We start from the raw sequence: 25,180 nt of genomic DNA, 5'->3' as shown, positions 1-25,180 counted from the left end.
ACAGAGCACAGCCAGAGTCGTGCGCAGCAAGGCCATTGGGCAGACCCCCCGGTTGTCCGGCGATAATCACTTTGCCCTCGGTCAGTATCGGCACGAGGCACAGCGAGGTAAAGAGGAGTTTACGCTTTTCTTGCTCCAGATTCACGGCGCCGGCTGCTTGCCATCGAGGGCCGCTAGTTTCTCGCGGGCCCGAGTTCGAAGTTGCAGGATCTCCGACCGCCTCTTCATGTTCTCTGGGGTGGCATTCTCGAGGGTGAGGACCTCCAGTCCCAGGGCCGCCAGCTTCTCCTGTACCGCTTTCTCGACGCCCTGGAGGATCTCCCGCGCCTCCTCGCGCTTGCCCTGCTGAGCCAGGAAGGAAGCCAGGTCCAGGAGCGCTTCGGGCCGATCCTCGGGCGCCGCGGCTTCAGCAGCCAGGCGCGCGGACTCCACCGCCTTATCCAGTTGTCCCTGATCCACATAGAACTGGCGCATCTCGGCAGCCGCCCGGGCGGACGCGGCGGAGCCCCCATAGACCTTGACGGACCGCTCGTAGGCCCACTGCATTGACTCCTCATCTCCGAGCAGCCGGGCGGCAGTGACCATCCGCGCGGCGACCCACGGCGCGAACTCGGACGTGGGATATCTGTTCAGGAAATCGCGAGAGGTCTCAAGCAGCACTCGGTTCGCCGTGCGCGCCTCCTCGCTGTTGTCCTCGCCCGTGGGACTGATCCGGATCACTTCGTAGAGAGCATTGTCCGCCCAGGGACCGTCTGGCCAGCGTTCGGCAACGTTCCTCATACGGGTGATCGTCAGGTTGCGGGATTCGCCGATCTCGCGCGCCTCCCGGCTCGCGCCCGGTTGGTAGCCGACATACTGGGCGAAAGCCTGGCCGAACAGGTAGGCAGCCGGAATGGGCCCGTACTGGGCGAAAGTGGCACGATAGGCCTCGCGGGCACCCTGCGGGTCACTTGCGGCAAGACGCGCAGCTTTCTGGTACTGCCAGACCGCGCCGGACGTGAAATACACTCCCGCCACCACCAGCACCCCGACGGCGAGCCGCAACACGGATTGCCAGCGCCGGGGGGAAGCAGGACGCTGCAGGCCGCGTGTCACCACGAAAATCAGCACGAGCGCCAGCACGGCAAGGATCGCCTTGCTGGCGATCCACTCCATGCGCTCGTCTTCCAGTTTCTCATGTTGCAGCCAGGTCGCGTACCCGTACAGGCTCATCAACGGGTTCAGCGCGCTGCCCTTCCAGGCATCTGCAATCCAGTACAGGAGCGCGGCGCCGACACCGAGGGCCGGGCTGCGCCAAGCGGCCGCAAATGCCAAACTAAGCATGGACAGGAAGAGCACTGACGGGACGCCGGCGAGCAAGACATCTCCCAGCGCCACGTCAATCTTCAGACCCGCGCGGTAGACGTACATCATGAGCACTGCGAGAATTACCAGCAGTGAGTACAAGGCCAGCAGCCGGAGGATGATGGTGCGGGTGAAGGGCACCGGGCGTGCGAAGGTGATCTCGTCCACCCGGTATTTCTGTTCGGGGGCCAGCGCGTGGGCCGCGAGGAACGCGCCCAGCAGCGGAATGACCAGTTCGCAGGTCCGGGCGACCGTCGCCGGCGTCACCAGCGAGGCAATGGCCATGTGCCAGAAGATGACCAATTGGCTGGCGACAACAGGGATGATCAACAGCCAGTAGCTGTTGGCCAGAAGCACCCTTGCGTTATAGCGGAACAACGTGCGCAGGTTATCCATGAATTGGGCTCGTTCGCAGGCCCGGCCCTCCCGGTCAGGGAGTGCTCAGCAGGCCTTTCAGCGCATAGGTAATGGACTCATACTGGGCCTGCCCCTGGGCTTCCAGGCGCTGCACCAGATAACGGTTTCGGTCGGCGATCATTGTGCAAGGCAAGCTGCTGATCTCGTATGCCTCGGCAAGCGGCGATGAATCCTCGATGTTCTCGGCCCAGTGCGTCCCTGTGTCGGTAACAACAGGGTAGCTCAAACGGCTGCTCCGTGCGAATCGTGCGCCGACGCTCCAGTCATCGGACAGGCAGACGGCCACTACCTGGACGCCCTTGTCTCCATATTCCTCGTGGATGCGCTGCCAGGCTCCAAGCACATGGGCGACATCGGGCTGGCCAGGCGACCAGAAACCAACCACGAGGCACTTGCCCTCGTAATCGCTCAGCGCCACGCGCTTGCCATGCTGGTCTTTGAGCCAGAAACCGGGCAGGCGGCCGGATCGGATGCTCTGGCTGGCCACCTGCTGGGCCAACGGGTGCGCGCTCATCGGGGGATCGTGGCGCGTGAGCACGAACCGAACGGCCAAGATAAGCCCCGCGGCAAGCAGGGCCGCTGCTACCAGAGGCACGTTGGCCCGGCGAGCATTCGACAGGCCCTGACGGTAGCGAGCCACCGCCATGGACGCGGCAACGACGCCGGCTGACAGCAGCAGGTAGACCGCCGCGTTCTGCGACAAGGAGAAGTCGAATATCCGCGACAGATAATCGCGCCCCAGCAGCACCAAGATCCAGTAAAGAGCGATGATCGCGGCGGAAAGAGTGTTCTGCAGCAGGTCGCCGGCGCAATACCCGAGAGCGCACAGAACCACAAGCGGCAACGCACCCGCGAGTATGCCGTCGATGAGTGCCATGGGGGCAATCCTCGGCCCCGCGCCCGGCGGAGGTGACCCGGCGAGAGCCGCCTGGGCCGCAAAAGTGAATACGGCCAAGGCAACCAAAAGACAAAGCGCCACTCCCAGATTGCCCAGGAAGCGGGAGAGCAGCAGGTCGTGGGCCTGGTGTGGACGAGATTGGACGACATCCGAGGCAAGGGTCTGCTGATCTCTACGGGCAGCGCCTGCCATGAGTGGCAGACACAGGAATCCCAGCAGAATCGCGCCCATGCGTCCGACCTGATAGGAAACGGCCGCCGGGGTCATTCCGGAACGGGCCCCCAAGACAAGCCCCACCAGCAGGCACACGCCCAGCAGCGTCAGCCCGGAGGCGCTGCGCAGCCCCAGCAGCATCTCGTACCTGGCTATAGGAAGAACTCTATACCTCAGCCGCCAGAGCACGGGCGCGCTCCACCTCCCCGATGTATCCGTCCTCGAGTGTGGGCTCGTCCGGGCGCGCACGGGGATCGTTTACATCGTCGGCCAGCAGCCGGATCTTCATGCCCTCGGCCGTGCGGTAGACCCCCGTGAAGGTGTACCGCTCTTTGACCTCCCGCAGCTCGCTGGGGTCGATATCCATCATCCAGACTTTGCCGCGTACCCGCTCAACCAATTCCTCTGTGGTCCCCGTGAACAGATTGACCCCGAAACGCAGGACACAGACATTGTCCGCGGTCGCCTCAACGTCTGCCACAATGTGAGTGGACAGAATAACGATGCGGTCCCCGCCCAGTTCCGCCAAGAGGCTGCGGATGCGGATGCGCTCCTCGGGGTCCAGGCCGGCCGTGGGCTCGTCGATGATCAGCAGGCGCGGATGGTTGAGTAGAGCCTGCGCGATGCCCAGGCGTTGGCGCATCCCCCCGGACAGACCGCCCACCTTGCGGTCAGCGTACTGAGCCATGTTCACCTCATGAAGACACCTGTCCACAGCCTCGCGTCGGCGTGCAGGGGTCCCGAGATCACACAGGAGAGCCATGTAATCCAGCTGTTCAGCCACCGTCAGCGTCGGGTAGAAGCCGAAATCCTGGGGCAGGTAGCCCAGCATCCGCCGGATCTCCAGGCGGTCTCGGCGCAGATCCAGCCCATCGATGTGCGCGGTGCCCGCGGTCGGCTCCAGCAGGGTCGCCAGGATGCGCATGAACGTTGTCTTGCCCGAACCGTTCGGGCCCAGGAGCGCATACACGCCGTCGGTGATGGATAAGTCCAGGGGCAGGAGCGCCTTGATCCCGCCCTCGTAGGTTTTCGATAGCTTGTCGACTTCGATGCGCAACGCGCGCACCTCCCGGCGTGAGTGTCGCGAGATCAGATACCCGGAGGGATGACGACCTTGCGAACGCAGTTGTTGCCGAAATCCGCAATGTACACAGCACCATCCGGCCCGATTGCGATATCGCAAGGAGCCGAGAACTTGGCGGTGTCGCCCTGGCCATTGCCGTAGCCCGGACCGGGAGCGTCCACAGAGACCACCCCTGCGATCAGTTGTGGAGCGCCACCCGGGGGAACGCGCATGAGGCAGTGGCTGCCCGTGTCGGTGACATACAGCACCCCGGAAGGGGCCACGGCGACTCCCGTGGGGCGAATCCAGATCGGGCTGGGAACCGGGCCCGGAAGCCTGCTCACACCGCCGCCGGGCTGAACCTCGAAGATCGCCTGGGCCGCCGGGTCGGCCACGAAAGCCACTCCTGACGCGTTCAATGCGATCCCGCACGGCTCCCTGGCGCCTGCGGCAGACAAGTCGGCGTAAGTACTGGTCGATCCGTCGGGGGCTACCCGCCTTACGCGCCGGTTGCCAGTATCCACCACCAGCACAGAGCCTTCGGGCATGACCGCGACATCTGTCGGGTATGCGAACCGCGCGACTGCACCGGGACCATCCGCGAGAGCTCCGGACGGCAGCCCGAGGCTGTCTTCGGGGGTGTCGCCACCGGACAGGGTGGTCACGGTCCCTCCACTCAGGCGACGGACGCGGTGGTTACCGGCATCAGCGAGGACCACCGCCCCATCCGGCGTCTCCCCCAGCCCCACTGGACACCAGAAGCGGGCGCCTGTTGCGGGGCCGTCCAAATGGGCGCCGGTGACGGTCGAGACGGGGCCACTGCCGGCAAGAGTCTTCACTTGCCCGTCTGGCCCAATCCTGCGCAGCCGATGGTTGCGCGCGTCGGAGACCAGCAGGCTGCCGTCCCGCGCAATAGCGATTCCGGAGGGACCGTCAAAGCGGGCGTCGTTGCCGAAACCGTCGCGGTGAGAGATGTCCAGTGCCCCGGCGACCTGCGGAGCCGGACCGGCGACAGTGCTCACTTGTACGCCCGGCAAGCCAACAAGGGGCGGCGGTGGCATCGCGCCGCCACCAGCCATCTCTCCAGTTCCCCCACCCTCTTTGTCTCGCAGAAGACCTTTCCAGTAACCGGTGAGAACTGCGAGGAATGTGAGCACCACGACGGCCGCGACCAGCGGGGGCGATAGCTGCTGTCTCATTGCGCCACCTGCCCGGCTGCTTTCAATGATCCAGGGAGGGTCAGGGCAGCTCGAACGCGGCCCCACGGCGAGATGGGCCGGCGCATGACCACCGCCTTGTCATTCAGTTGCTCCTGCGAATATGTATTGCCCCCATACACGGCGGCCTGTCCGGGCCCTACCGCGCCGGTGCGTGCGACCGGAACCGGCTCGTCGAGTTCATCGGGTATGCGCCACAGGTAGCCGGCGCCACCGTACCACACAGTGCGACCCACCGAGACTAATGTTCCGCTCGAGGGCAGCCAGTCCGTGACTGTCCTGGCTTGCCCACCCTTCAGCGGCAGCATCCGGGCGCACCGTCCAGACCCGGGGCTGTTCATTTCCTCGGAATATGCGGTCCAGACAAGGCTGTCGGGCGTGAGCAGACCCACATTCGGCCCCGCCGCTCGTCCCAGTGTCTCGACTTCCCCGCCGTTCTCGGGGCAACGCCGCAGCGTTGTCGCACCCTCCGACAACCCTTCGCCGACGCGCTCGGCCCAGTAGTAGTAGGTGCCATCAGACCCGAGGATTTGGCCCGAGAAATGGGGGCGGGAGCTCTCCGCCACCCCGAGCAGCCGCGCCGTCGCGGGATTCCCGTTTCCCGCCCGAATGGCCTGGAGATGCTGGAGCACAGGGACATGCACGACCGATGCCCCACGGGCTTCGCGCCCCTCGGCCCAGCAAATGCGCTCGCCACGGGCCCAGATGCCACAGGGCCTGTGCAGACCGCTGTGCACCGTGCGCCGGCCGGAGTTCAGGTCGAGTACGATCAGTTGCCCACTATCGATCTCCGGGCCGGTGGAGCCGATGATCAGCAAGCGGTCGTCGTCGAGGAACAGGGAACGCAGGTCATATTCCTGCGCAACGACCACCGGCCGGCCTCCTCCGTGAGGAACGCCCACGACCCGGCACGGTCCATCACCGGCCGACCCGCCATCGCCGGGCATCGGAGTCTCGATCCAGAAGACGCCGCGCGGCCCGGCCACGATCTGACGAACCTGTCCGTCCAGGATCGCGATTGGTCGCGCTCGTCCTCGCATGCAAACGGCCCCGACCAGGACAACGGCCAGGGCCACAATGAACAAGTATCGCTTCATCGGAGCCTAACCTGCACCGTCTGCGGCATGGTTCAATTTCAAAGGATTATAACCTGATGCGGCGCCGATGCCAACCCGCGGGGCCACGCAAACCGGTACAGAACCGAAACGGGCCCCGCGGAAATCGCGAGGCCCGGAATGGGATGCGAGTATGAAACGTCAGCTTCCGGTGACTCTGCGGCGGCGGATGCAGGCAACCGCGGCCAGTCCCAGGCCAAACAAGGCGACCGTGCCGGGCTCGGGAACGGCTCCCGCCTCAGTCAGGTCGTGGGTCACGTCCGGATTGCCCGCGCCACCAGCGGAGTGAGTTGCACCCCAGAAGGTCCAGCCGCCGGCCACCGCAAAGTCGGCGAGGTCCTGTCCCCACTCAAGCTGCTTGTCGCTATTGGAACGCTGGGTGAGGTCGGGGGTCGCGACGGTCCATGTCACGCCGGTCCAGGTATGGAAATGCTCAAACCAGCCCAGGGTCGGGCTGTAATGCATGTCAAGGATATAGTCAATCCCCGTAAGCTCGTCCGGGATGTAGTCCAGTGCATCGGTCGGGCCGTCTGAGCCGCCCGGAATCGCGTCGATGTAGATCCCATAGATCTCTGCATAGTCGCTTCCACCGGACGGCGTCCCCTGAATGTCCAGCCGGAAGTACCGCTTGCCGGCCACATCGTCCCACCACAGGCCGGGGTAGATGTCCTGGCCGTTCAAGAGAGCCACCAGCGGCTGGCTGTACTGAAAGGCATCGTCGGCGTCCGGGACATCAGGCGAGGCGGCCCAGGAGATGAGGGCGGCCTGGGCTGTTACGGACGTAACCGCGAGAGCGATGGCGAGAATGGTGACCCGGATCATCGCTGCCCCTCCTTGGCGTGCTGCAAACAAAGTATCCACGCAATATAGTAATCAGATTAGCTACCGAGGTCAACGCAACCGTGCGGCAAAACTGGGGATTTATCTGTAAATTACCGGGGATTTGCAAGACCTATCGTCCTCTTTTCTCTCTCACGGACACGGCGCTTGCCGCCTGTTCCGCTCCCGTGTTAGAATCCACGCGCCGGCGCACTGCTTCGCAGCCCCCAATGCGCCCCCGCCGGCTGGAGGTGTCGTGCATGCCCCGCAGACGTCGCCGCGAGCCCAGCGCCCTGGCGGAATCGGTGACTTTCTGGTCCGTGGTCATCTTTATTGCAGCCATCGTGGCCTTCCTTGGCTTCCGGGTTGGCCGCGACTGGTTGGGGAAACGGCTTGGGACTCTTGATATGTCGCCCGGCGCCCCGCGAATCGTGGCCCAGGCGGACATGGACCCGGAGAACGCCGCGCGGATCGAGCAGGAAGCCCGCGCGCCGGACAAGGCCGAGGTGCGTATCGAAGAACGCGACCCGAGTTACGCCGAAAAGCTACGCATCCAGCGCGAGGAAGATCTCGCCGAGCCCCAGGATGGCGCATCGCTCAACACGCTGGTTGATGATGAGGGTGAAGCAGAGGCCGACGACAAGCCTCCGCCCGATAGACCGAAGCCCGCCGGCAAACCTGAAGGACGGTCGGGCGGCTACACGGTCACGGCCGGGGCGTTTTCCAGCGCCGAGAACGCAAGTCGCACTCTCTCCCAACTGACGGCAATGGGCTACAAGCCATACATTGAGAAGATACAGCGCAACGGAAAGACCCTGCATCGAGTGAATGTCGCCGTAGTCAAATCGCGCGGGGAAGCGGAGCAGTTGAAAGAGGAGGTCGCCGCGGCGGGTATCAACGCCGGCCTCGTGGCCGGGGACTGACCCTCACACCCGCGGTGCATACGACTTTGACAGCACATAGCCTGCCCGAGTGGATCGGCATCGGAGCCGCGATTGTCCTCGCCCTCAGCCTCATCTCCGGGCTGACCTGGATCAACGGAAGCAGTCACGGAGTGGAGCGGCGGCGGCTGCGCGCAGCCATTATCCAACTCTGGGTTGGCGTCATCGTCTGCACGGCCGGCCTGGCCTATGCCCGGTACCTGCTGGGCGGTGGGGTCATGGACTACGATTCCCGCGGCGACAGCCCCATCGCGGTGCGAGCGCTGGGGCCGCGCGAGATGGTGGTGATCGTCGCTGCGGTAGCCTGGGTCGCTGGATGGACGTTCGTGGTCTCCCGGGCAGTCCGAGGGGTCACACCAACGGACCCGACCGGTGCGGACCGTCCTTCGTAGGGCCACCTTCTTGGTCGGCGGCCATTCCATCTGCGAGAACGGCAACTGCTTTCCGCCAGTCATTCGGGAGTGAGCCATCTTTGGATCTGATGACCATTATCGAGAGCGCTCGGGGGCTGTTGCCGGGCCAAAAGAAGCAGAAGGCCCCGCCACTCACGCGCGAGCAGGCCCTCTCCGCCCGCCCTGTGCGCAATCCGAGCCTCAAGTGGCGCGAAAACGACGACGGCGAGGCCGTCGTTATCCTTCCGCGCCGCACCGATATCACGGGCAAGTTTCTTGCATGGATGTTTTTCGTACCCGAGACGCGCCCGCTGGCATTGGACGAGGTTGGCACTTTCGTCTGGAAGAACTGTGACGGAACGAGCAGCATCGCCGAACTGTCGGCGAAGCTGAGCAAGGAGTACCGTCTCGGGCGCAAAGAAGCCGAACTGTCTCTGACTGAGTTCCTGAAAATGCTTGCGAAACGCGGGATGATCGGTTTCCTTGTGCCTGACGAACTGGCCGCTGAACTGGGTGAGGAGCACAAGAAGCTGCTTGGGCTGGAGCACGTCGGGAACACGGAAGCAGACCTGCGCAGGGCCGAGGAGTCCGCGGCCGAGGAACAGCAGGATGCGACCAACACTCCACCGCAGGACTGACCGGCGCCCGGCGATCAGTGAGGTGAAGCCGGATGGATACCGTCCGGTTGGGGCTTATCGGTTTCGGCATGTGGTCCCGCTCGGCTTACGTACCGTCCCTTGAGGCGCTGGACCACGTGGAGGTCATTTCCGTCGCGGCGCCCAGCGATGCATCGCGGCAGGCGGCGGCGGACTTGCTCGGGCCCGGTGTGGAGCTCTTCACAGACTATCGGGACCTGCTGGACCACTCGCCTGTGGATGCCGTCGCCATTGCACTGCCCGGGCCGCTGCATGCGGAGGCCCTCGCGGCGGCGTTGGACGCATGCAAGCACGTCCTCTACGAACCGCCCATTGCCGTGGAAGAAGCCGAAGCCATGCACGCGCTGGAGACGGTGGCCTGTCACCCCAAGGTGGTGCGCGCCGACCTGGAACTGCGCTGCCTGCCGGTGCTGGATTTCCTGATGACCCGCCTACTGCCCAACGAACTGGGCGAGCCATTTCTCGCGAAAGTCAGTCTCTGGTGCGACTGGGGCCTGGGCGGCGGCGACTGGCTGGATGAGGCCGAACCCCAGGGTTTCTTCCCCTGGCTGGGCTGTTGGTACGTGGATGTGCTGGACCGTGTCTTCGCGGTTGCTCCTGAACGCGTGTGCGTCACCGGGGGCTACGCGGCGAATCGCACCCTCATGGACCACGGCTGGGCGAGCTTCAGCTACCCAACGGGAGCAGTGGGGCAGTTCGAGTTCAACTTGGTCGCCGCTGAAGGCCAGCGCACCGAACTGGCGGTTGTCGGCACTCGAGGCGAGGCCATCATCGACCTGTGGAGCGGTGCCTGTCGCTGGAAGTCGGGCGTGAACCAGTGGCACGAGGCCCAGGTGCCCTGCGCCCAGCCCGTAGCGGGCTTCTCCGGCATGCGCGAGTCCATCGCCGCGTTCGTCGAGGCCGTCCGCGCGGAAGCCCCGGATGACGAGGCTCTACGCGCAGCCGAAAGGGTCCACAGGATCGTCTTTGCCTGCGCCCGTTCTGAAGCACAGGGCCAAGCAGTACGGCTCTGAACACAATCCCCGGAGGGAGGGCTCGCGATGCGCATGTGCGATGTCGGCTGGGTCTGGGAGGGCCAGGGGCTGGACCCGGGCGTAGACCCCTCAATCTTCGGCGTCGGCGAGGGCTGCGAGTACTTCGGCCTCACCCGCGCCAACTTCCTCTTTCATCCCACAGATGACCTGTCACTCACCAAACTCTCCTTTCTGGACGAGGTCACCTGCGACATCAGCAAGTGGAAGTTCAAAGACAGCCCGGCGGGGGGCGCGGAGCACTGGATCGATTCCGCCCCGGAGTCTGTGCGCCGGGAAGCCGAACACGTCAGCCGCATGTCCCTTCGATACCCAAATGTCACCGGCGGCTTCCACGACGACATGCGCGGGCTGATCAAGCGCGAGAACTGCACAGCGGACCAGTACTCCCTTGTCTACGAGGCCCTCAAGAGCGCCAATCCGGCCCTGAAGTTGTGGGCAGTTGTGTATACCCACGAACTCATGCCCGAGGAGTGGGAGGGTTTCCACCCCTTCATGGACATCATCAACCTGTGGGTTTGGAATGCGGAGAACCTGCCGAAGCTGAACGAATACATCCCGCGCTGCCGGGACCTTTTCGGCGACAAGCCCATCATCCTCGGCTGCTACCTGCGGGATTACCCGACGGTGGCGCCAGTGCCCATGGACCTGCTGAAATGCCAGTGGGAGACCCTTCTGCGACATCTGGAGGCCGGTAGCCTGCAGGGGTTCAGCATCCTCGGGGCGGTGCTCATCGACGGCCAGCAGGAGCAGGCCAACTGGGTCCGAGAGTTCATCGCGGCCAATTCCTGACCGCGATCAGCGCCCGGGCGCATTCCCTTTGTTTTGCGCCGCCTGCTCGGCATGGCGGCGGATGACCTCGATGGTCTCCGGGCTCAACTGGGTGCCGGTGTCCGCCTGAACCCGGTCCACTCCGTTCATGATCTCGGGCAGAGTCGTGGCCGATGCCAGCACAGCCAGAAGCCCCTCCTCCACCGGCGCAGGGAGCGCCGGCTGGTGCCCGATCGCCTCGATCTCACGCGCCGCCTCTTCCCCTGTTGCGCCGCGGTTGATGGCCGCGATGATCTCCTGGTGCCCCGCCGTTGCCCCGCCCGGAATCAGGCTTAGTCCCACGGTGCTCAGGTGCGCCTTGAGCACCGCGAAGTCCTCGGGATTCTGGAACTGCGGCTGGCGAAGGAAGGCGATCATCAGCCCCAGCGCCTGGTCTCTGCCGGCGCGTTCCGTATCCCCGGCGGCGAGGATAGCTTGCCTGGCTTCCTCGGAAGACATCAGCGCATTGGGGTTGGTAGTGACTGGGGGCGGCGGTTGCGGAACCTGTGACGGTTGCACGGGCGCCACCGGTGTCGCAGTGGATACGGTGGCCCGGTTCGGCGGAGTGACGGGATTTGCGATGGGTGGCGCGGCGGGTACCTGGTTGGGCCGTTGCTCCGAGAACGTGGGGCGCTCCCGCGGCATGTAGATCCCCAGCAGAATCGCCAGCACGGCGAGAGCCACTAGCCAGCCGATTGCTTTGCCGGCCGCCGACCTCTCTCGGCGCTCATCATCGGGAAGTTCGGCCGCCGGGTGTTCGGCAGGAGAAGGTTCAGGCTCTGGACGAGGGTCCTCAAACTGGGGGACCGAGGCCGCCGAACGCCGGTCCGTGAGCACCGGGGGAGCTTCGAAATCGGGCACCGATCGCCCGCTCGCATGTGGCTCGGGGTCAGTGAAGTCCGGGCCCCGGTTGCTGCGGTCTGGGTCGGCGGACATACGGGCCCTCCGGGGCTCTTGCCAGACGGATCAGTGGGAGTGCTGCGCGCCTCCCTGAAGTGCCCGCAGGGCGCTGAGACTGGGGAACTGCTGCTCCCAGTTGTCGGCGGGCTGTCCGTTCTCGTCGAGTTTGACCTTGCCCGTTCCGCCGCACCGCAGACAGCGGGTCTTCAGCGACCCTCCGCAGAAGGGACAGACCTCGCCGGTCAGATCCTCCCGCAGTTCCCGCGCGAACTCGTCATTCTCGGGCAGCGCCACGCCCTCCGGGTGCATCAGGCGCCCATCTTTCGTATGCCAGTTCGCCGGATACGGGCAGGGCGTGACCCCAGAGCCGCCGCAGGTCGGGCACGTGCCGTAGCGGTCCGACGGCTGGTTGTCCTGTGTCGTGGACTGCTCGGCCGGTTGCGGGCTAGGCGACGGTGATGGAGCCGGAGCGCTCTCAACGGGCTTCGGCGCGGCAACCTGCATCTGCGGGGCTACCTGCTGTGGCGTGGGATTGGGCGTTGGCGTCACCACCGGCGCGGGTTGCGGCGTGGGATTGCCCGCCTGCGGGTCGGTCTCCGGACGCTCCTTAGGCATGAAGATGGCCAGCAGGATCGCCAGGATCGCCAGGATGGTTACGCCACCTGTGATCCGAGCAGGCCAGGGGCTGCGCGGCTTTTCGGGAGCGGCAGGACCGGGAGCGGCCGCTGAAGCCGGGGTGGCTGCAGGCTCCGCAGCGGGCTCCTGGAAATCGGGAACATCCGGGATCGCCGGGGTTCGCCGATCCGGGGCAGCGAGAGCGGCCCCGGACGGGTCGCCGAAGTCGGGCCGCGCTGGGACCTTGTGCAAAGGCCTTCGCCTTCGGGGACGGGGGGCCTCGAAGTCCGGCACGGAACTCGAATTGGGGTCGCGCGGTTGCTCAGGACTCATGCGGGTTACCCGAGAAGCACCTCACTGCGGTTTGCACTGCCTAGAGAAACGCGCGCTGAACTCACTGGTGTTCCGCCAGTCAGCGGAACATGGCGAAACGGAGCGGATCCAGCCCCGCGTTCGTGATGAGCTTGGCCGCGCCGTCCACGATGCCACCGGCCGTGAGGGCATTGTTGGATGCAAGGACCTGATCCCGCAGATACCCCCGCAGGCTCGAGGGCGCCGGGTCGTTGGCGATGGCCCAAACCGCAAGCTGGATCGAGGGACGCGGAAAGCCCCACAGCTCGGGGAGCGCACACAGCCGGGCCATGTCTTCATTGGGGCACGGGAAGGCGTTCATCACGTGCTCTTCGGTGGGGGCGAGCAGGTTGAAATTGGTGCAGGCGGTGGGGATCCACACCCGGGCGTAGCGCTGCGAGGACAGGTCAACCTGGGTCCGGCCCAGAGATGTCTGCCCCTGTCGGCCCGTTGTCTGCGCCCAGAACTGGGTCCCGGGTGAGATGTCCACCCCGCGCGGGCCGGTTTCTCCTCTGCCGATCACGCCATTTACCCCGGTGTCTCCGCCGCCCCAGAACTGGGCCCAGATCTGCCCGCGTTCCAGGCCTTCCAGCAGGTCCACGGGAGGGCCCAATGCAGGCGCGCTCCAGGCCAGTCCGGCGGCCAGTAGGCACTGCAGCAGACACGACGCGAGCTTCATCCGTTAGCCACCTCCACACGCAACCCGCAGGCCGCGATCACTCCCGGAAGTTCAGCACGTACTGATAGGCCGAAAACGCGGCGATAGCGGCATCACCGACCGCCGTGGTGATCTGCCGCAGCGGGGTGTCGCGGGTATCCCCGGCTACGAAGATGCCGGGCGCCGAGGTCGCCATAGTCAAGTCTGCGACGACATAGCCCTGGTTCAGCTCAACCACACCTTCGAGCCATCCCGTCTGCGGATCATGTCCAATAGCTACGAACACGCCATCGACGTCGAGGTTCCGGACTTCCTCGGTCTTGACATTCGTGACGCGCAGCCCGGTGACGAACTCAGACCCCAGGACCTCGGTCACAACGGAGTCCCAGATGAACTCGATGTTTGGGAGCTTGAAGGCCCTTTGCTGCAGCGCGTCCTCAGCCCGTAGACGATCGCGCCTGTGCACCAGGTACACCTTCTCGCAGATGTCGGAGAGGTAGACCGCCTCGTCAACTGCGGTATTCCCCCCGCCGATCACCGCCACCGTCTTGCCCCGGTAGAACATGCCGTCACAGGTGGCGCAATACGACACGCCCTTCCCGAACAGGGCCATCTCGCCGGGAACCTTCAAGCGACGGGGGGAAGCTCCCGTGGCGGCAATGATAGCCACCGTGCGGATATCGCCCACCGAGGTCTTCAGCACCCAGTGGCTGTCGTCGCGCACAAGGCTGTCAGCGTTGCCCTGCACGAACTCGACGCCGGTGTTCTCGGCTTGCAGGCGCACCCGCTCGGCCAGCTCAATGCCGGAAATACCCTCCGGAAAGCCGGGGTAGTTCTCGATCTCCGATGCCAAGGCAGTCTGCCCGCCTGGCGCTGCTTTCTCCAGGACGATGACGTCAACATTATAGCGTTTCGCGTACATAGCGGCAGTGCAACCGGCCACACCTCCGCCAACGACAATCAGTTCCCTGTCCATGGTGACAGCCACGCTCGGAGGCCCTCCAGAGATTACGACTTCCTGGTCTCGTAGCAAACGCCCGGGACCGTACTTGGCACAAGAAGTGTAGCACAGGCATTATACAGCGACAACCTTTATCGCGGCACGAGAAGGCGGCAGGCCGCTAACGGCGAAAGTGTAACTTGATATATCCCGTGGCAGCACGAAACGCCCGAGACGCGGGCAAGTGGGGGCAGATTGGCATGTCAGACCGCCCGGTGTGTTCCACGTTCTGTCTCGCTCTGTGTTTCGTACTGAGCACCAGCATCTCGGTGGGCCGGCCGGACGCACCCGTCTTGCCCCCAGCATCCCTCATCGGCGACATCCAGCCCAGCCACATGAATGGAAGACCGCCTGATGTGCTTCCGCCCGAAGGCGTTGCAGCTTTCACTCGCCGCCCGGCGCCGGTTATCCCGGGCCAGGTTGATGCCCAGGCCGGCACAGTGAAGAAACTCAGCGACATGCCCTCCTATACCTGGTGCTTCGGCTGCTACAACACCGCGGCGGCCATGGTGTTCGGTTACTATGATCGGCACGGTTATCCGAACATGTACACCGACCCCATCGGAAACGGTGTATGCCCGCTTTACAATGAGGAAGCCTGGCCGGACAATCTTCTGAGCAGTACTTGGGGCGAAAGCCCCTTGGCGGCTTCGCACATGGGTGTTGCGAACCGGACCACTTACGGTCACGTGGACGATTTCTGGTATGACATGGGCTCTCCCTATGACCCGTGTTTCGACTCGGTCACGCCCTGGGATCCGCATGAACCGGAAGACTGCACCGGCGACTGGCTCTGGACCAGCCGCGCCGACAAGCTCAACTACGACGGAGACACCCATGTCTTCTGGTCCGGTCAGGGCTATCCGTCCCGGGACTACACAGCAAATGAACCCGACGTACGCGACGGCGGCCACGGGCTGAAGCTGTTCGCACAAAGCCGGGGGTACCAGGTGGATGACGTGTTCAACCAACTCATCCTGCCCACGCCGCCGGGCAAGTACAATTACCGGGGGTTCACCTTCGACGACTACGTGGCCCAGATCGATGCGGGCAGACCTGTGCTTCTCCTGGTGGGACCGCACGTGCTGGTGGGCTACGGGTACGACACCCGGAGCGGCAAGGAAGATTGCTTCGTCCGCACCACCTGGGACTGCGACAAGAGCGACAGCCACGTCATCTCCTGGGGCGGCCAGTTCGCCGGTGAGGACCACTTCGGCGTCACCGTCTTGGACCTGGCCCCGCCGCCGCCCTACTACCGGCCCGATCTGCTTATCCAGGCTCCCTGGGGTGGCGACTACGTCGGCGGCTACATCTACGACCAGAATCAGGCCGGACACGGCCCGGTCATGCCCGGGGAAAAGGCCGTCTACACCCTGCGCCTGTACAACAATGGCAACGCAGCCGACACATGCAAACTCGCCGGTTCCGCGGGCACAGTGCATTGGTCGGTCAGGTATCTTGGGCCCGCGGGTCAGGATATCACTGCGGACGTCACGGGCGGTGGCTGGGATAGCCCCAACATGCCGCCGGGGACATTCATCGACATCCGGGTCGAAGTGACCCCCGACGCAGCTGTGCCGGCAAACGAGACACTCGGAACGGTCATCGTAGCGCAGTCCGTCACCAACGCGAGCCAGAAAGATCTCGTGACCGCCTGGACGCGTAAGCTCAGCGCGGACCTCACTGGAGACCAACTCATCGACGCCCGGGACTACGGCGCCTTCGTCCAGTGCTGGAAAGATGCAGCCTCGGGTGGCCCAGTTGACCCGGTGGGCGACCTGAATGGAGACGGGCGGGTGGATGTGAAGGACGCGGACAGGTTCACGCAACTGCTGGTGTCGGGGCAATAGCCTGGCCGACTGCCCGGCGTGGGTGACTGGACAAAGGCGCGGAAAACCAATCCCGCGCCCCGGCGCATATCTGCAGGTTACCGGCTCGTCGAATGCCCTGTAAGCCCCGAGTTGCTCCCTTCCCAACGGGCCTGCCAGTACTTCTCCAGTCCCTCGCGCCAGTCTTCCGCTGCTTCCTTCAGTTCCGCGCAGATTTCGGGCGCTTCGTCCTTCAGGTTCACCCGCTCACCCATGTCCTCGTCCAGGTTCGAAAGATGAATGGCGTCTTCGGGCGGTGCGCCTTCCACCAGTTGGCCTTCCAGCACCAGCTTCCACGGGCCGCGACGAACCGCGGTCTGCTTGTTCATCTCCCAGAAAATCGGGCCATGGGGGCTGGGCTCTCCCCGCGCCGCCATGCCCAGGATGTCCAGGCCGTCGCAATCATAGTCTCCTGCGCTGCCGCCCGCGGCGTTGACAAAGGTCGGGAAGATGTCCATCATCGCTCCGGGCTCGTGTATGACCTGCCCCCCGGGCACCTGGTCCAGCCAGTTGAGGATCGCCGGCATCCGTACTCCGCCGTCATAGAGACTGAACTTGTGCCCCTTGAGTATGCCCGCAGAGCCGCCGTAGTACGGGTCTTTCGTGCCATCGAGCCAGTTGCGCGTCTCGCGAGACGGGCCATTGTCGCTGCTGAAGAAAATGCAGGTGTTGTTCCGCAGGCCGTGTCGGTCCAGAGCTTTGAGGATCTCCCCCACCCCATCATCCACCGCCGCCAGCATGGCCGCCATCACCTGCCGGTCCCAGGGGAGGTGCGCAAAGCGTTCCATGTATTCCACTGGCGCATGCATGGGGTAGTGCGGCGCATTGTAGGCAACGAACAGAAAGAAGGGCTCATCGTGCGCGGCGAAGCTGCTGATCTGGCTCACAGCGCGCTCGGTGATTAGGTCGGTCATGTATTCGCCGTTGCGCCACACCTCGCGTCCATTGTCCCACAGGTCATGCACCGGGTCGGTTCCGCCGCCCATGCCCCAATAGAAGATATGGGAGTAGAAATCGATGCACCCAGCCAGGAACCCGAACCAGTCGTCAAAGCCGTGGTTGTGAGGCATGGAATCCTCGGCAACGCCAAGGTGCCACTTGCCCGACATGGCGGTGCGGTACCCTTGGCGTTTGAGGGCTGATGCCAGCGAAGGCGTCTCTCGCGGCAGGCCCGTCGCCTGCCGGTGCCCGGCAAGGATCGACCGCACCCCGGCGTGGCCGGGGTATTTGCCGGTGAGGAGTGATGCCCTGGAAGGCGAGCAGACGGGTGAATTGGAGTACCAGTTAGTGAAGCGGGCGCCGGAAGCCGCCAGGGAATCAATGTGCGGCGTGCTCAGGTCGGGCGCACCCATGCAGGACAGGTCGCCGTAGCCCTGGTCGTCGGTATAGATGATGATGAAATTGGGTCTGCTGTTTTCGGGCATAGTCCGCGGGTCCTTCCCGTGTCGTGTGCGAGGCGATGTCGACCGAGACGGTCGGCCTGCACGGGTAGCCTGGGCGTGTGGGCAATGCGCCGCGTAGGCCGACCGTCCCGGCCGGCTCCGAACAACGTCGTTACTCCCCTGCCCCGTGCTTCACCAGCACAACGCGCTCCACGCTGATGGCGTTCTTGTCGCCCTCTTTCCCATGCGGGAATGCCGGACCCTCGAACTTGATCCGCGCCCAGATGTCGTACTCCTGGTCCGGTTTCTCTGGGTCGATCACACTATCGATGTCCAACTGAATAATCCAACTCCAGAAGAAGTACAGGTAGTAAGTGGGCCCGATTTTCTGCGGCTTGCTCATCCTGTACCAGTGGTATCCGGGCCCTGGAACGTCCCCGGGCTTGATTGACTCCCCGTAGGCAAAGGTCGCCGTTGATGGTTGGTACAGCCCCCAGGGCATGGGCATCTTGTACTTGTCCAGCGGATGCCCCACCGGGTCCACCGGGGCCGGGAACTCCAGCCGGTTGGTGATGCCGCTCTCCGCCTCGGGGTCTTTCACAACTTTCACGATATCCCGCCAGTTGCGGGTCATGTCGGCGGTGAAGTCGAACACGCTGCCCGCAGGCAGGTCGCGGAACTTCTCCGGGAGCGGTACGAAAGCCGGGATCGATGCATATCTTGCCATCTCGTCGTCAGCCTCGGCCTTCTCGGCTGCAACTTTGCTGCCGGTCATGCGCAACTCGGCCTGGGCGTAGCGGGTGTCCCTGGCGCGCTGAGCAATGGCGTCGCGATCAAGCGGCACTGTCTCGGGCGCATTGCCCCTGCGAACCCATTCCGACGCGATGTTCCGGAACAGAACGACGCAGGCTCGGTCCAGCGGAAGTCTTGCGTGGCGCACCCGGCGTAGCAGCACTTCATCGCCCCGCACGAGATCTTCTGCACGGTCGAACATCGCCTGGGCACTGGTGGCGAAGTTGAGGTCTATGAAACTGAAGGCGCTGGGGCCGGGGCTCATGGCGATATAGCTGTCCCTCGCGTCGCACGCTTCCTCAAGGGCATCGAGGTACTCGCGGATCACTGGTCCCGCCGGGCCGTAGAAGCCGTCAGTGAAGGTCGCCAGCAGTTCGTCGTAGTCCCGGTAAGGATCCTCCAGCAGCTTCATCATCAGCCACGCCTTGAGGTCGTGCAGGTCGCTGGTGATGGGGTATTCGTGCTCGGTGAACACGCCTTCAACGTTGTTGGCGAGGTAGAACTGGTAATCGGGTTGGAAAGTATGGGCGCTGGGATAGGGCAGGCCCTGTGGTGGCGCGTAGGTCACCGCGTAGTCCCAGATCCGCAGGTTCTTGGCGACCACTGCCCAGCTCTGGAGGAACTCCCGGAACTTGGTGTTCTCCTCGCTGGTGATGGGCTTGGTGGCATTACTGCTGGTGTCGCACAGACGGACGATCACATTGTCCCGGGCGCGGATGTGTTTCGGCGGCTTCTGGGAGTACATGTACGCGAGTGTGTCGATGAACACGTCCGGGTACTCCTCGCGAATGGCGTCCGCCATGGAGTTGACGAAGTCCAGCAGCGGCCCCGCCTCCGATTCTTCGGACTCTGCAATCGCCTTGCAGTCGTCGCATTGGCACTGCCCTCCCCAGTCATTTTGGGAGATGCTGAACACCACGGGCGGCGGAGCACCTTTCGCAGCCGCCTCCTCGCGAGTGGTGCGGATGAAGGCGTGCAGCTTCTCCAGGAAGGCGCGGCGCAGCTCGGGGTTCGTCAGGCAGAGCTGTTTGTGATCATGCTCGCGTTTCCCGTTGATCAGCGAGTACCACTCGGGATGGGTTGCGAAGTACTGCTCCGGCGGGAAGTACAGGTAGAATGTGTGGACGTGGTACGGCGGTCCGTAGTCCATGCAGCCGCCGTATTCCGGGGCGATTCGCGCGTCGCCGTCCCGGTTGAGCCTGTTGCGGGCCGCGCATGCGCCTTTGTCGTTGCCGTAGAGCATGTAGATGTCGCGGTACGGGAAGGCCGGGCGTCCGGTCAGGTTCAGGTCATCAGGAAGCTCAATGACCGCGAGGTGAGGCACCGTCTCTTCCCACGGGTTCCACCAGTGGACACCCAATTCTTCCTCCAGCAGCCGATAAGCCGCGTAGATCGTACCCCGGTGGCCCCCACCAACCAGCACCAGCGCATTGCCGGACACGCGGATCACCCACTGCTCCTCCGGCAGCGCCGCGGCATCAATGCCCAGTTCAGCTGCTTTCGCCGTTGGGCCGACGTATATGGCAACCGGGAGCGCAGAAGTCTGAGGCTCAGTCTTGACGTCGAACTCGCCGCCGCACATAAGGCCCAGGTAATGAGCAAGCTCGGATGCAGCAGTAACCTCCGCCGGCTTCGCATTCGCGGCCAGGATGATGTCAGCGGATGGGATCCCGTCTTTGGCGAGGGTCAGGGCAAAGCAAGGGGAGAGACCAATGATCACGGCCACGGCAAGCAGAGCGCGCATAGCGTGCACCTCCGGGTGAGCACCCACGTCATACCAACCATTTCGCGGACCTGCCCGGGCGCACCTGCCTTCACGTGCAGGGCCGGGAGACACGAAGAAAGCCGGCGCCCCATCGATCGGGGCGCCGGCTTGGTGTCGGCATTCCGACTGACGCGTCGCGCCAAGCTCAGTAGATGTTCCACAGGACGAAGGTATTATCACCCGTGAGTGCGGTGCCATCCTCGCTTGTCGCGGTTATGTCCAGGGCATCCTTCGTCATGGATTTCACGTGACCGTCGCAGAAGCCGATGTTCGCCATGTCATTGTGCCTGTACATGACGTAGCGGCTCGCTGCATAGTTTTCGTACGAATGTCCGGCGGGCTTGATGCGGAAGGTGTATCCGTCACCAAGGAGCACGGTCTCGGCGGGTTTTCGGATCCAGCTCATGGACCGCCCGCCCTCAAAGTAGACGCTGTAGCCGTATCCGATGGTCTCGTCGCCGCCGGGGTTCGCGGTGTCGAGGGAGTAGGACTTGTCCGACGGACAGGTGAAAATCTGGTAGTTCTTGATGTAAGGCATAATGTAGGCCGGCCAACGAACCGCCACACCGTTGACAACGATGTACTGCCTCGGGAACTCCTCGTCATAGTCCTGGGCATACATGAGGAAACCGAGAGCAAGCTGCTTTGCATTGGACATGCAGCTCGACTGTCTGGCCTTCTCCCGCGCCCGCGCGAACACGGGGAACAGGATGGCTGCCAGAATTGCAATGATCGCGATAACTACGAGCAACTCGATGAGCGTGAATCCACGTCTCTTCGGCACTGTGAACGACCTCCTTATTGGTGTAGCCCGTGGGGCGGCGATGCCGTTTTGTGCACAACGCCCTCAACATACCTGCCCCGACAGCGTGCCGCAACTCTTTTCACTTTGCGAGAGATTGAACGAAAATGCATCCCGCCGTATCAAGGTGCTTCCAGGACTTCCAGCACAATGTCATCGAGAAGCATCCTGACATCAATAACACCCGTGGGCGTGCCGCGTTCCACCGCAAAATCCAGGGAGCCAACATTCGCGGGCATCTCGGCCACGCACTGCAGCCTCTGCCACTCGCCCATCATCGCGGGGTCGAAGGTCTGGCTGTTGAAGTTGGTTAGCCAGCGCCCCTCGGTATCGTTCACACCGATCTTCACGTAGGGCGCCTTCGCCCCCGGCCCAAGCCTGTCCAGGCGCATCCACGCGGTCAGGGGGCCTGTACGAAAATCTAAGGTCCGGCATTGTGTAGCATAGTTATAAGATCGTCGGTTTCGTGTACCCATGGCTTGCCGCGTTGCTTGGCGTTGAGCCTTGCGATCACCAGGAACATCCCCACGTTGGCGCCTGTGTCACTGTGATACGCCGTGGCGCGGTCCAGGGTGCGGCGCAAGGGTCTCATCACCCCACCTTCCATCGCGTTGGTCGTGCGATACCGCCGGGGATGCTTCACCTTGAGCGGTCTGAGATATGCGATGGACGCGTCGAAATCCGTCAGCAGGCTGGCGACGGCTTCCGGCTCCACAGCCTGCCAGTCTTCGACGAGCGCTCCAACCGCTCGTGTGCCTGACGCGCATCCGCCGATTCGTAGATCCAGCAGGCGGCCTCCAGGATCGCTTTGCGGCTGCCCTTGTGGCGCAAGTTTTCGCCCACGTTCTTGAGCTTGTGAAACACGCAGCGCTGGCGAGCCGTGGTGGGGTAGACCGTCTCGATGGCTGCGCACAGGCCGCCGGCACCGTCGCTGACAATCAGCTGCAGATGGGCATCCGTAACGCCTCGTAGGTGAAGCCGGTTGAGCAGGGGAAGGCAGTTGCTCTCTTCTTCACTGTCGACGATCTCGAAGTCGATAATCTGCTTGCGACCTGTGTCGGACCACAAGCCCAGCGCGATGATGGCCACGCGCTTGACACGCCGCATCACAGGACGCTGACGGCCCTGGCGGTCCGTGGTGTACTCACCGGTGGGCGCCAGTGCCGTGAACCAGATGCCATCCAGCATCAACACGTCGGGCGGGTCGGCGATGGAACTATTCCGCCACTGCGCGAGGGCATCGGAGAAACTGTGGACCCGATCCTGAATCGTGCTCGCGCTCACAGGCCAGCCCAACTGCTTCCCCACACGCTGTGCGATGTGGCGCAGGCCCTCTTCCGCTCCATAGGCGAACAACACTTCTGCGTCCACGTCGAGCCACAATTGCTTGTGTTTGCGCAAGGCGGCGAACTCGATATTCGCCGCAGCGCCGCAACGCAAACACCGCACCATCGGCACCCGCAGACCCACCAGAGCGCCACGAGTCGTCTGAAGATTCCGCGGGTAATGCCCATTGCGCTTCATCTCGCCGGCGTACGCCTGCCCGCAGCGATGACACGCCCACGGCACCGTGGCTTCGCCACTGTCTTCGCGTGGTGCGCCGGGCTCTCTTTGGAGCCCGTGGGTGACCTCATCGTCCAGCACGCCATTGATCAGAGACTCCAGCGCCTCACACGCCACACCTTCAACGATTCCGATCAAGCCACGAAACACTTCATCCCGCTCGTACGTGTTGACATCCAACGGCGCTATCGATACTGTGCTCACGGAGCTACCCCCTCGGAGATTGGTTTTGGGTGACAACCTACCGTTCTCCGAACAAAGGGTAGCTCCCTGCGTTCTCAGCAAGATTCACGCCCCGGCATTAGACTTCGGTACGGACTCCGGTCAGGCGGTATTTCGCTGCAGGCAAAGGAGCCACGGGTATTCGGCGCTGCGCGTAATTCCATCCACCCTCACTCGCGCCTTCAATGAGCAGCGCGGCATTGCCGGAGTGCGCCCCGTCGGTAATGAGACTCGCGGCGATTCCCTTCGCAAGCCCCCAGCCTCCCAATTCGCCCTCGAAACCCTCGCGGAACACCTCGCCCACCGGCCCGGTACGCGGCACAGCGGGGATATCGGCCACACGGTAGCGTCCGCGCGCGTCCTTCCCGGCGTTTCCCAGGGCGATGATCTGGCCGGTCTCCGGCATGAGCATGGCGACCTTGAGGGTGTATGTCCCAGGTTCGCAGCCGGCGGGAAGGCGCAGGATGGTGTCCACTTTCTGCTCCTCACCCGGCCACCACTGGGTTGTAGGAATGGCCGGGAACGTCACCTGCGAGACAAGGATCTGGCCGTCTTTGTTTTCCACCGTCCATTCCACCGCATAGCTCTCGTAGCACGGTGCCACGCCGTCATTGCGCCATGTGGTCAGCAGGGGCACCCGGGTGGGCACATCAGCACTCACGCCCATCTGGGGCAGGTGACGCACCGAAACGAGCGCGAAACGATAGCCGATCTTCCTTGCGGCGCGAGTGAGCTGCTGCTCAACTTCCTCGGGCAACTGGCCCCCGAAAGTCCCCAGGTTGGTGTTGAGGTAACTGATCGGCGCCTCCAGGGCCCTGTCGATGGTCTCCGTGAGGTCCCAACCCTTCTGCTGCATCTCTCGGTAGCCACTGTGGAATTCGAAATTGCACTTCACACCGCGCCGGGAGTACGGCTTGTAGAGCCACTCCCCAACGTTGTAGCTGGCCCCCGTCGGACTGAGGCCGTCCTGCCGGAAATGCATCCCGCGCAGGGCTGCGTAGTCATTATTGGTCAGGTCATTGTGTCCACCCACATTCAGAAACACCGGAGTCTTGCGGAACGCGTCGGCGAAGGCGTCGATGATCCTTCGATGCGCCGCGACCCACTTGTCGTGGGTGTAACCGGTTTCCTCAAGCTGCTGGTGGTTCCAGCGCCCCGGACCGCCCAGGTGCATTTCACCCCACTCTCCGATGCTCCCGATATCCACGAACTCCAGTCCCTGGCGTCCGTCCAGGTACTCCCCAAGTTTTCTGATGAAAGCGCAGTGCACATCCAGATAGCGCTCATCCCAGAAGACCGGGTTGATCTGCACCGGTGCGAACAGGCCGCGATGCTGCACACCAGGGACGCCACTGTCGAACACCCACTTGGGGGTCACGTACTCCCGGCGCGAGTGCATGTTCTGACACATCACGCGGAAGGCCACGCGCTTGCCCGACTGTTTCACCCAACGGTCAAACCGGGGGCCGAAGTACTCATCGAAGGTGTAGACGTCCTGCTCCGGATTCACTTCCGCCCAGTCCAGGCGGTAGTAAGCAATCCCCGACATTTTCACCAGCCAGTGGTCATCCGGCACATCCAGCGGTGGATACTGCATATACAGACCCATTCCCGGGTTGAGCAGCACTTCGTCGCTGAGTTCCGGCAAGCTCTCAACCATCCCTGCCGCGCCTTCATCGTCAGCGGGTTGGGCAAGGGCTGCCACGGCAGCGAGCGCCATGGACACGGTGACCATCAATAGCGAGTTCATAAGGGGTCAGCCTCCCAGATTCAACGGTCAGCCTATTCGTGGGTCACATGCGGAGCACCTTCGTCACTGCAGGGAGATGCCGCACCTGCGCCGAATACTGTGCCGAATACCTTCGCCGAGGTGGTCTGCCATGCAACTGTACTTCCTGCGTCATGCTGAAGCCCTCCCGGACGGAGAACGCCCATTGACGGAGGATGGGGTGAAGCAGTCCAAGCGTGTCGGTAAAGCCCTGCGAAAGCTGGGTGTCACTGTCTGTGCAATCTACACCAGCCCGCTGGTACGCGCGTCTCAGACAGCCGATCACGTCGGCAGCGCGCTGGGCATCCGCCCGCAGGTCACGGACCTCCTCGCGAGCGGAGCGGACCTGGCGGACCTGCGCGAACTCCTGGACCGCCACGGTCCCGAGGACGTGGTCATGCTGGTCGGGCATGAGCCAGACTTCAGCACCATGATAGGGCAGCTCATGGGCGCGGGAAACGTTGACATGAAGAAGGCCGGAATCGCGCTGGTTGACTGCGCGGAGATCGCCGCCGGCCGGGGGTTGCTGAAGTGGTTGTCACCCCCGAAGTTCATCCGGGGGTGAGGCCGGGACAGAA

24 protein-coding genes are annotated in these 25,180 nt (G+C 63.8%); 7 read left to right on the top strand and 17 right to left on the bottom strand.

Features of this window, described 5'->3' with window-relative positions:
- Positions 1-141 precede the first annotated feature (141 nt).
- From HPY44_04685 to HPY44_04660, 6 genes are all read right to left on the bottom strand, one after another.
- Positions 142-1,740 (bottom strand): hypothetical protein, encoded by a 1,599-nt coding sequence (locus HPY44_04685; protein NSW55285.1) that lies wholly within the window; start codon positions 1,738-1,740, stop codon positions 142-144.
- Between the two features lie 34 nt (positions 1,741-1,774).
- Positions 1,775-3,061 (bottom strand): redoxin domain-containing protein, encoded by a 1,287-nt coding sequence (locus tag HPY44_04680; protein NSW55284.1) that lies wholly within the window; start codon positions 3,059-3,061, stop codon positions 1,775-1,777.
- Positions 3,039-3,929 carry an ABC transporter ATP-binding protein gene (locus HPY44_04675; GenBank protein NSW55283.1) on the bottom strand — a complete coding sequence of 297 codons (891 nt, stop codon included), beginning with the start codon at positions 3,927-3,929 and terminating at the stop codon, positions 3,039-3,041. Before HPY44_04675 ends, HPY44_04680 begins: the two co-directional genes overlap by 23 nt.
- Positions 3,930-3,961: 32 nt before the next feature.
- Positions 3,962-5,134 (bottom strand): hypothetical protein, encoded by a 1,173-nt coding sequence (locus tag HPY44_04670; GenBank protein NSW55282.1) that lies wholly within the window; start codon positions 5,132-5,134, stop codon positions 3,962-3,964.
- Positions 5,131-6,249 (bottom strand): hypothetical protein, encoded by a 1,119-nt coding sequence (locus tag HPY44_04665; GenBank protein NSW55281.1) that lies wholly within the window; start codon positions 6,247-6,249, stop codon positions 5,131-5,133. Before HPY44_04665 ends, HPY44_04670 begins: the two co-directional genes overlap by 4 nt.
- A 159-nt stretch (positions 6,250-6,408) precedes the next feature.
- Complete coding sequence (locus HPY44_04660) at positions 6,409-7,089, bottom strand: PEP-CTERM sorting domain-containing protein (protein NSW55280.1); 681 nt, start codon at positions 7,087-7,089, stop codon at positions 6,409-6,411.
- 257 nt (positions 7,090-7,346) lie between these two features.
- Between HPY44_04660 and HPY44_04655 the strand changes: the two genes are divergently transcribed.
- The 5 genes from HPY44_04655 to HPY44_04635 all read left to right on the top strand — a co-directional run bounded on the left by HPY44_04655 (position 7,347) and on the right by HPY44_04635 (position 10,898).
- Positions 7,347-8,009, top strand: coding sequence for an SPOR domain-containing protein (locus HPY44_04655; protein NSW55279.1), 663 nt, complete (start codon positions 7,347-7,349; stop codon positions 8,007-8,009).
- Positions 8,010-8,035: 26 nt separating this feature from the next.
- Positions 8,036-8,419 (top strand): hypothetical protein, encoded by a 384-nt coding sequence (locus tag HPY44_04650; protein ID NSW55278.1) that lies wholly within the window; start codon positions 8,036-8,038, stop codon positions 8,417-8,419.
- An 80-nt stretch (positions 8,420-8,499) separates the two neighbouring features.
- On the top strand, positions 8,500-9,057 hold the full coding sequence (locus HPY44_04645; GenBank protein ID NSW55277.1) for a PqqD family protein: 558 nt from the start codon (positions 8,500-8,502) through the stop codon (positions 9,055-9,057).
- Between the two features lie 32 nt (positions 9,058-9,089).
- Positions 9,090-10,088, top strand: a complete 999-nt coding sequence (locus tag HPY44_04640) for a Gfo/Idh/MocA family oxidoreductase (protein NSW55276.1) — start codon at positions 9,090-9,092, stop codon at positions 10,086-10,088.
- Positions 10,089-10,115: 27 nt separating this feature from the next.
- Positions 10,116-10,898, top strand: coding sequence for a hypothetical protein (locus tag HPY44_04635; protein NSW55275.1), 783 nt, complete (start codon positions 10,116-10,118; stop codon positions 10,896-10,898).
- A 6-nt stretch (positions 10,899-10,904) separates the two neighbouring features.
- Here HPY44_04635 and HPY44_04630 read toward each other — a convergent pair whose 3' ends face one another.
- The 4 genes from HPY44_04630 to trxB form a co-directional block, all read right to left on the bottom strand.
- On the bottom strand, positions 10,905-11,852 hold the full coding sequence (locus HPY44_04630) for a hypothetical protein (GenBank protein ID NSW55274.1): 948 nt from the start codon (positions 11,850-11,852) through the stop codon (positions 10,905-10,907).
- Between the two features lie 30 nt (positions 11,853-11,882).
- On the bottom strand, positions 11,883-12,683 hold the full coding sequence (locus tag HPY44_04625) for a hypothetical protein (GenBank protein ID NSW55273.1): 801 nt from the start codon (positions 12,681-12,683) through the stop codon (positions 11,883-11,885).
- 160 nt (positions 12,684-12,843) lie between these two features.
- Positions 12,844-13,461 carry a hypothetical protein gene (locus tag HPY44_04620; GenBank protein NSW55272.1) on the bottom strand — a complete coding sequence of 206 codons (618 nt, stop codon included), beginning with the start codon at positions 13,459-13,461 and terminating at the stop codon, positions 12,844-12,846.
- 37 nt (positions 13,462-13,498) lie between these two features.
- Entirely contained in the window at positions 13,499-14,416 is a 918-nt protein-coding gene (trxB, locus tag HPY44_04615) for a thioredoxin-disulfide reductase (protein ID NSW55271.1), read from the bottom strand.
- A gap of 224 nt (positions 14,417-14,640) precedes the next feature.
- On the opposite strand from trxB, the gene HPY44_04610 reads away from it, so the two are divergent.
- Complete coding sequence (locus tag HPY44_04610; protein NSW55270.1) at positions 14,641-16,290, top strand: hypothetical protein; 1,650 nt, start codon at positions 14,641-14,643, stop codon at positions 16,288-16,290.
- Between the two features lie 77 nt (positions 16,291-16,367).
- On the opposite strand, the gene HPY44_04605 is transcribed toward HPY44_04610, so the two are convergent.
- The 7 genes from HPY44_04605 to HPY44_04575 form a co-directional block, all read right to left on the bottom strand.
- On the bottom strand, positions 16,368-17,732 hold the full coding sequence (locus HPY44_04605) for a sulfatase-like hydrolase/transferase (GenBank protein ID NSW55269.1): 1,365 nt from the start codon (positions 17,730-17,732) through the stop codon (positions 16,368-16,370).
- Positions 17,733-17,862: 130 nt separating this feature from the next.
- A complete protein-coding gene (locus HPY44_04600) occupies positions 17,863-20,226 on the bottom strand; it encodes a DUF4838 domain-containing protein (protein ID NSW55268.1) in 2,364 nt (787 codons plus the stop codon).
- Between the two features lie 166 nt (positions 20,227-20,392).
- Entirely contained in the window at positions 20,393-21,031 is a 639-nt protein-coding gene (locus HPY44_04595; protein NSW55267.1) for a DUF1559 domain-containing protein, read from the bottom strand.
- Between the two features lie 140 nt (positions 21,032-21,171).
- Positions 21,172-21,399: a hypothetical protein gene (locus tag HPY44_04590; protein NSW55266.1), complete on the bottom strand. Its 228-nt coding sequence runs from the start codon at positions 21,397-21,399 to the stop codon at positions 21,172-21,174.
- Positions 21,400-21,470: 71 nt separating this feature from the next.
- Positions 21,471-21,641, bottom strand: coding sequence for a hypothetical protein (locus HPY44_04585; protein ID NSW55265.1), 171 nt, complete (start codon positions 21,639-21,641; stop codon positions 21,471-21,473).
- Between the two features lie 92 nt (positions 21,642-21,733).
- Positions 21,734-22,816 carry a transposase gene (locus tag HPY44_04580; GenBank protein ID NSW55264.1) on the bottom strand — a complete coding sequence of 361 codons (1,083 nt, stop codon included), beginning with the start codon at positions 22,814-22,816 and terminating at the stop codon, positions 21,734-21,736.
- A 97-nt stretch (positions 22,817-22,913) separates the two neighbouring features.
- The gene (locus tag HPY44_04575; GenBank protein ID NSW55263.1) at positions 22,914-24,584 is read right to left on the bottom strand and encodes a DUF4832 domain-containing protein; all 1,671 of its coding nucleotides are present in this window, start codon (positions 24,582-24,584) and stop codon (positions 22,914-22,916) included.
- Positions 24,585-24,714: 130 nt separating this feature from the next.
- Here HPY44_04575 and sixA point away from each other — a divergent pair, with 130 nt between their 5' ends.
- The gene (gene sixA, locus HPY44_04570) at positions 24,715-25,167 is read left to right on the top strand and encodes a phosphohistidine phosphatase SixA (protein NSW55262.1); all 453 of its coding nucleotides are present in this window, start codon (positions 24,715-24,717) and stop codon (positions 25,165-25,167) included.
- Positions 25,168-25,180: the final 13 nt, after the last annotated feature.

The sequence above is a fragment of the Armatimonadota bacterium genome (assembly GCA_013314775.1).
Lineage (GTDB): Bacteria > Armatimonadota > Zipacnadia > Zipacnadales > JABUFB01 > JABUFB01.
The sequence above is the reverse complement of the archived record's forward strand: the minus strand, read 5'-3'. Positions and strand labels throughout refer to the sequence as shown.

Bases quoted from the DNA above. Each gene is read 5' to 3' on its own strand.
- HPY44_04685 (NSW55285.1), bottom strand. From the start codon at position 1,740: ATGGATAACCTGCGCACGTTGTTCCGCTATAACGCAAGGGTGCTTCTG.
- sixA (NSW55262.1), top strand. From the start codon at position 24,715: ATGCAACTGTACTTCCTGCGTCATGCTGAAGCCCTCCCGGACGGAGAA.
- trxB (NSW55271.1), bottom strand. From the start codon at position 14,416: ATGGACAGGGAACTGATTGTCGTTGGCGGAGGTGTGGCCGGTTGCACT.
- HPY44_04655 (NSW55279.1), top strand. From the start codon at position 7,347: ATGCCCCGCAGACGTCGCCGCGAGCCCAGCGCCCTGGCGGAATCGGTG.
- HPY44_04665 (NSW55281.1), bottom strand. From the start codon at position 6,249: ATGAAGCGATACTTGTTCATTGTGGCCCTGGCCGTTGTCCTGGTCGGG.
- HPY44_04610 (NSW55270.1), top strand. From the start codon at position 14,641: ATGTCAGACCGCCCGGTGTGTTCCACGTTCTGTCTCGCTCTGTGTTTC.
- HPY44_04575 (NSW55263.1), bottom strand. From the start codon at position 24,584: ATGAACTCGCTATTGATGGTCACCGTGTCCATGGCGCTCGCTGCCGTG.
- HPY44_04620 (NSW55272.1), bottom strand. From the start codon at position 13,461: ATGAAGCTCGCGTCGTGTCTGCTGCAGTGCCTACTGGCCGCCGGACTG.
- HPY44_04635 (NSW55275.1), top strand. From the start codon at position 10,116: ATGCGCATGTGCGATGTCGGCTGGGTCTGGGAGGGCCAGGGGCTGGAC.
- HPY44_04585 (NSW55265.1), bottom strand. From the start codon at position 21,641: ATGAGACCCTTGCGCCGCACCCTGGACCGCGCCACGGCGTATCACAGT.
- HPY44_04660 (NSW55280.1), bottom strand. From the start codon at position 7,089: ATGATCCGGGTCACCATTCTCGCCATCGCTCTCGCGGTTACGTCCGTA.
- HPY44_04640 (NSW55276.1), top strand. From the start codon at position 9,090: ATGGATACCGTCCGGTTGGGGCTTATCGGTTTCGGCATGTGGTCCCGC.
- HPY44_04600 (NSW55268.1), bottom strand. From the start codon at position 20,226: ATGCGCGCTCTGCTTGCCGTGGCCGTGATCATTGGTCTCTCCCCTTGC.
- HPY44_04670 (NSW55282.1), bottom strand. From the start codon at position 5,134: ATGAGACAGCAGCTATCGCCCCCGCTGGTCGCGGCCGTCGTGGTGCTC.
- HPY44_04605 (NSW55269.1), bottom strand. From the start codon at position 17,732: ATGCCCGAAAACAGCAGACCCAATTTCATCATCATCTATACCGACGAC.
- HPY44_04630 (NSW55274.1), bottom strand. From the start codon at position 11,852: ATGTCCGCCGACCCAGACCGCAGCAACCGGGGCCCGGACTTCACTGAC.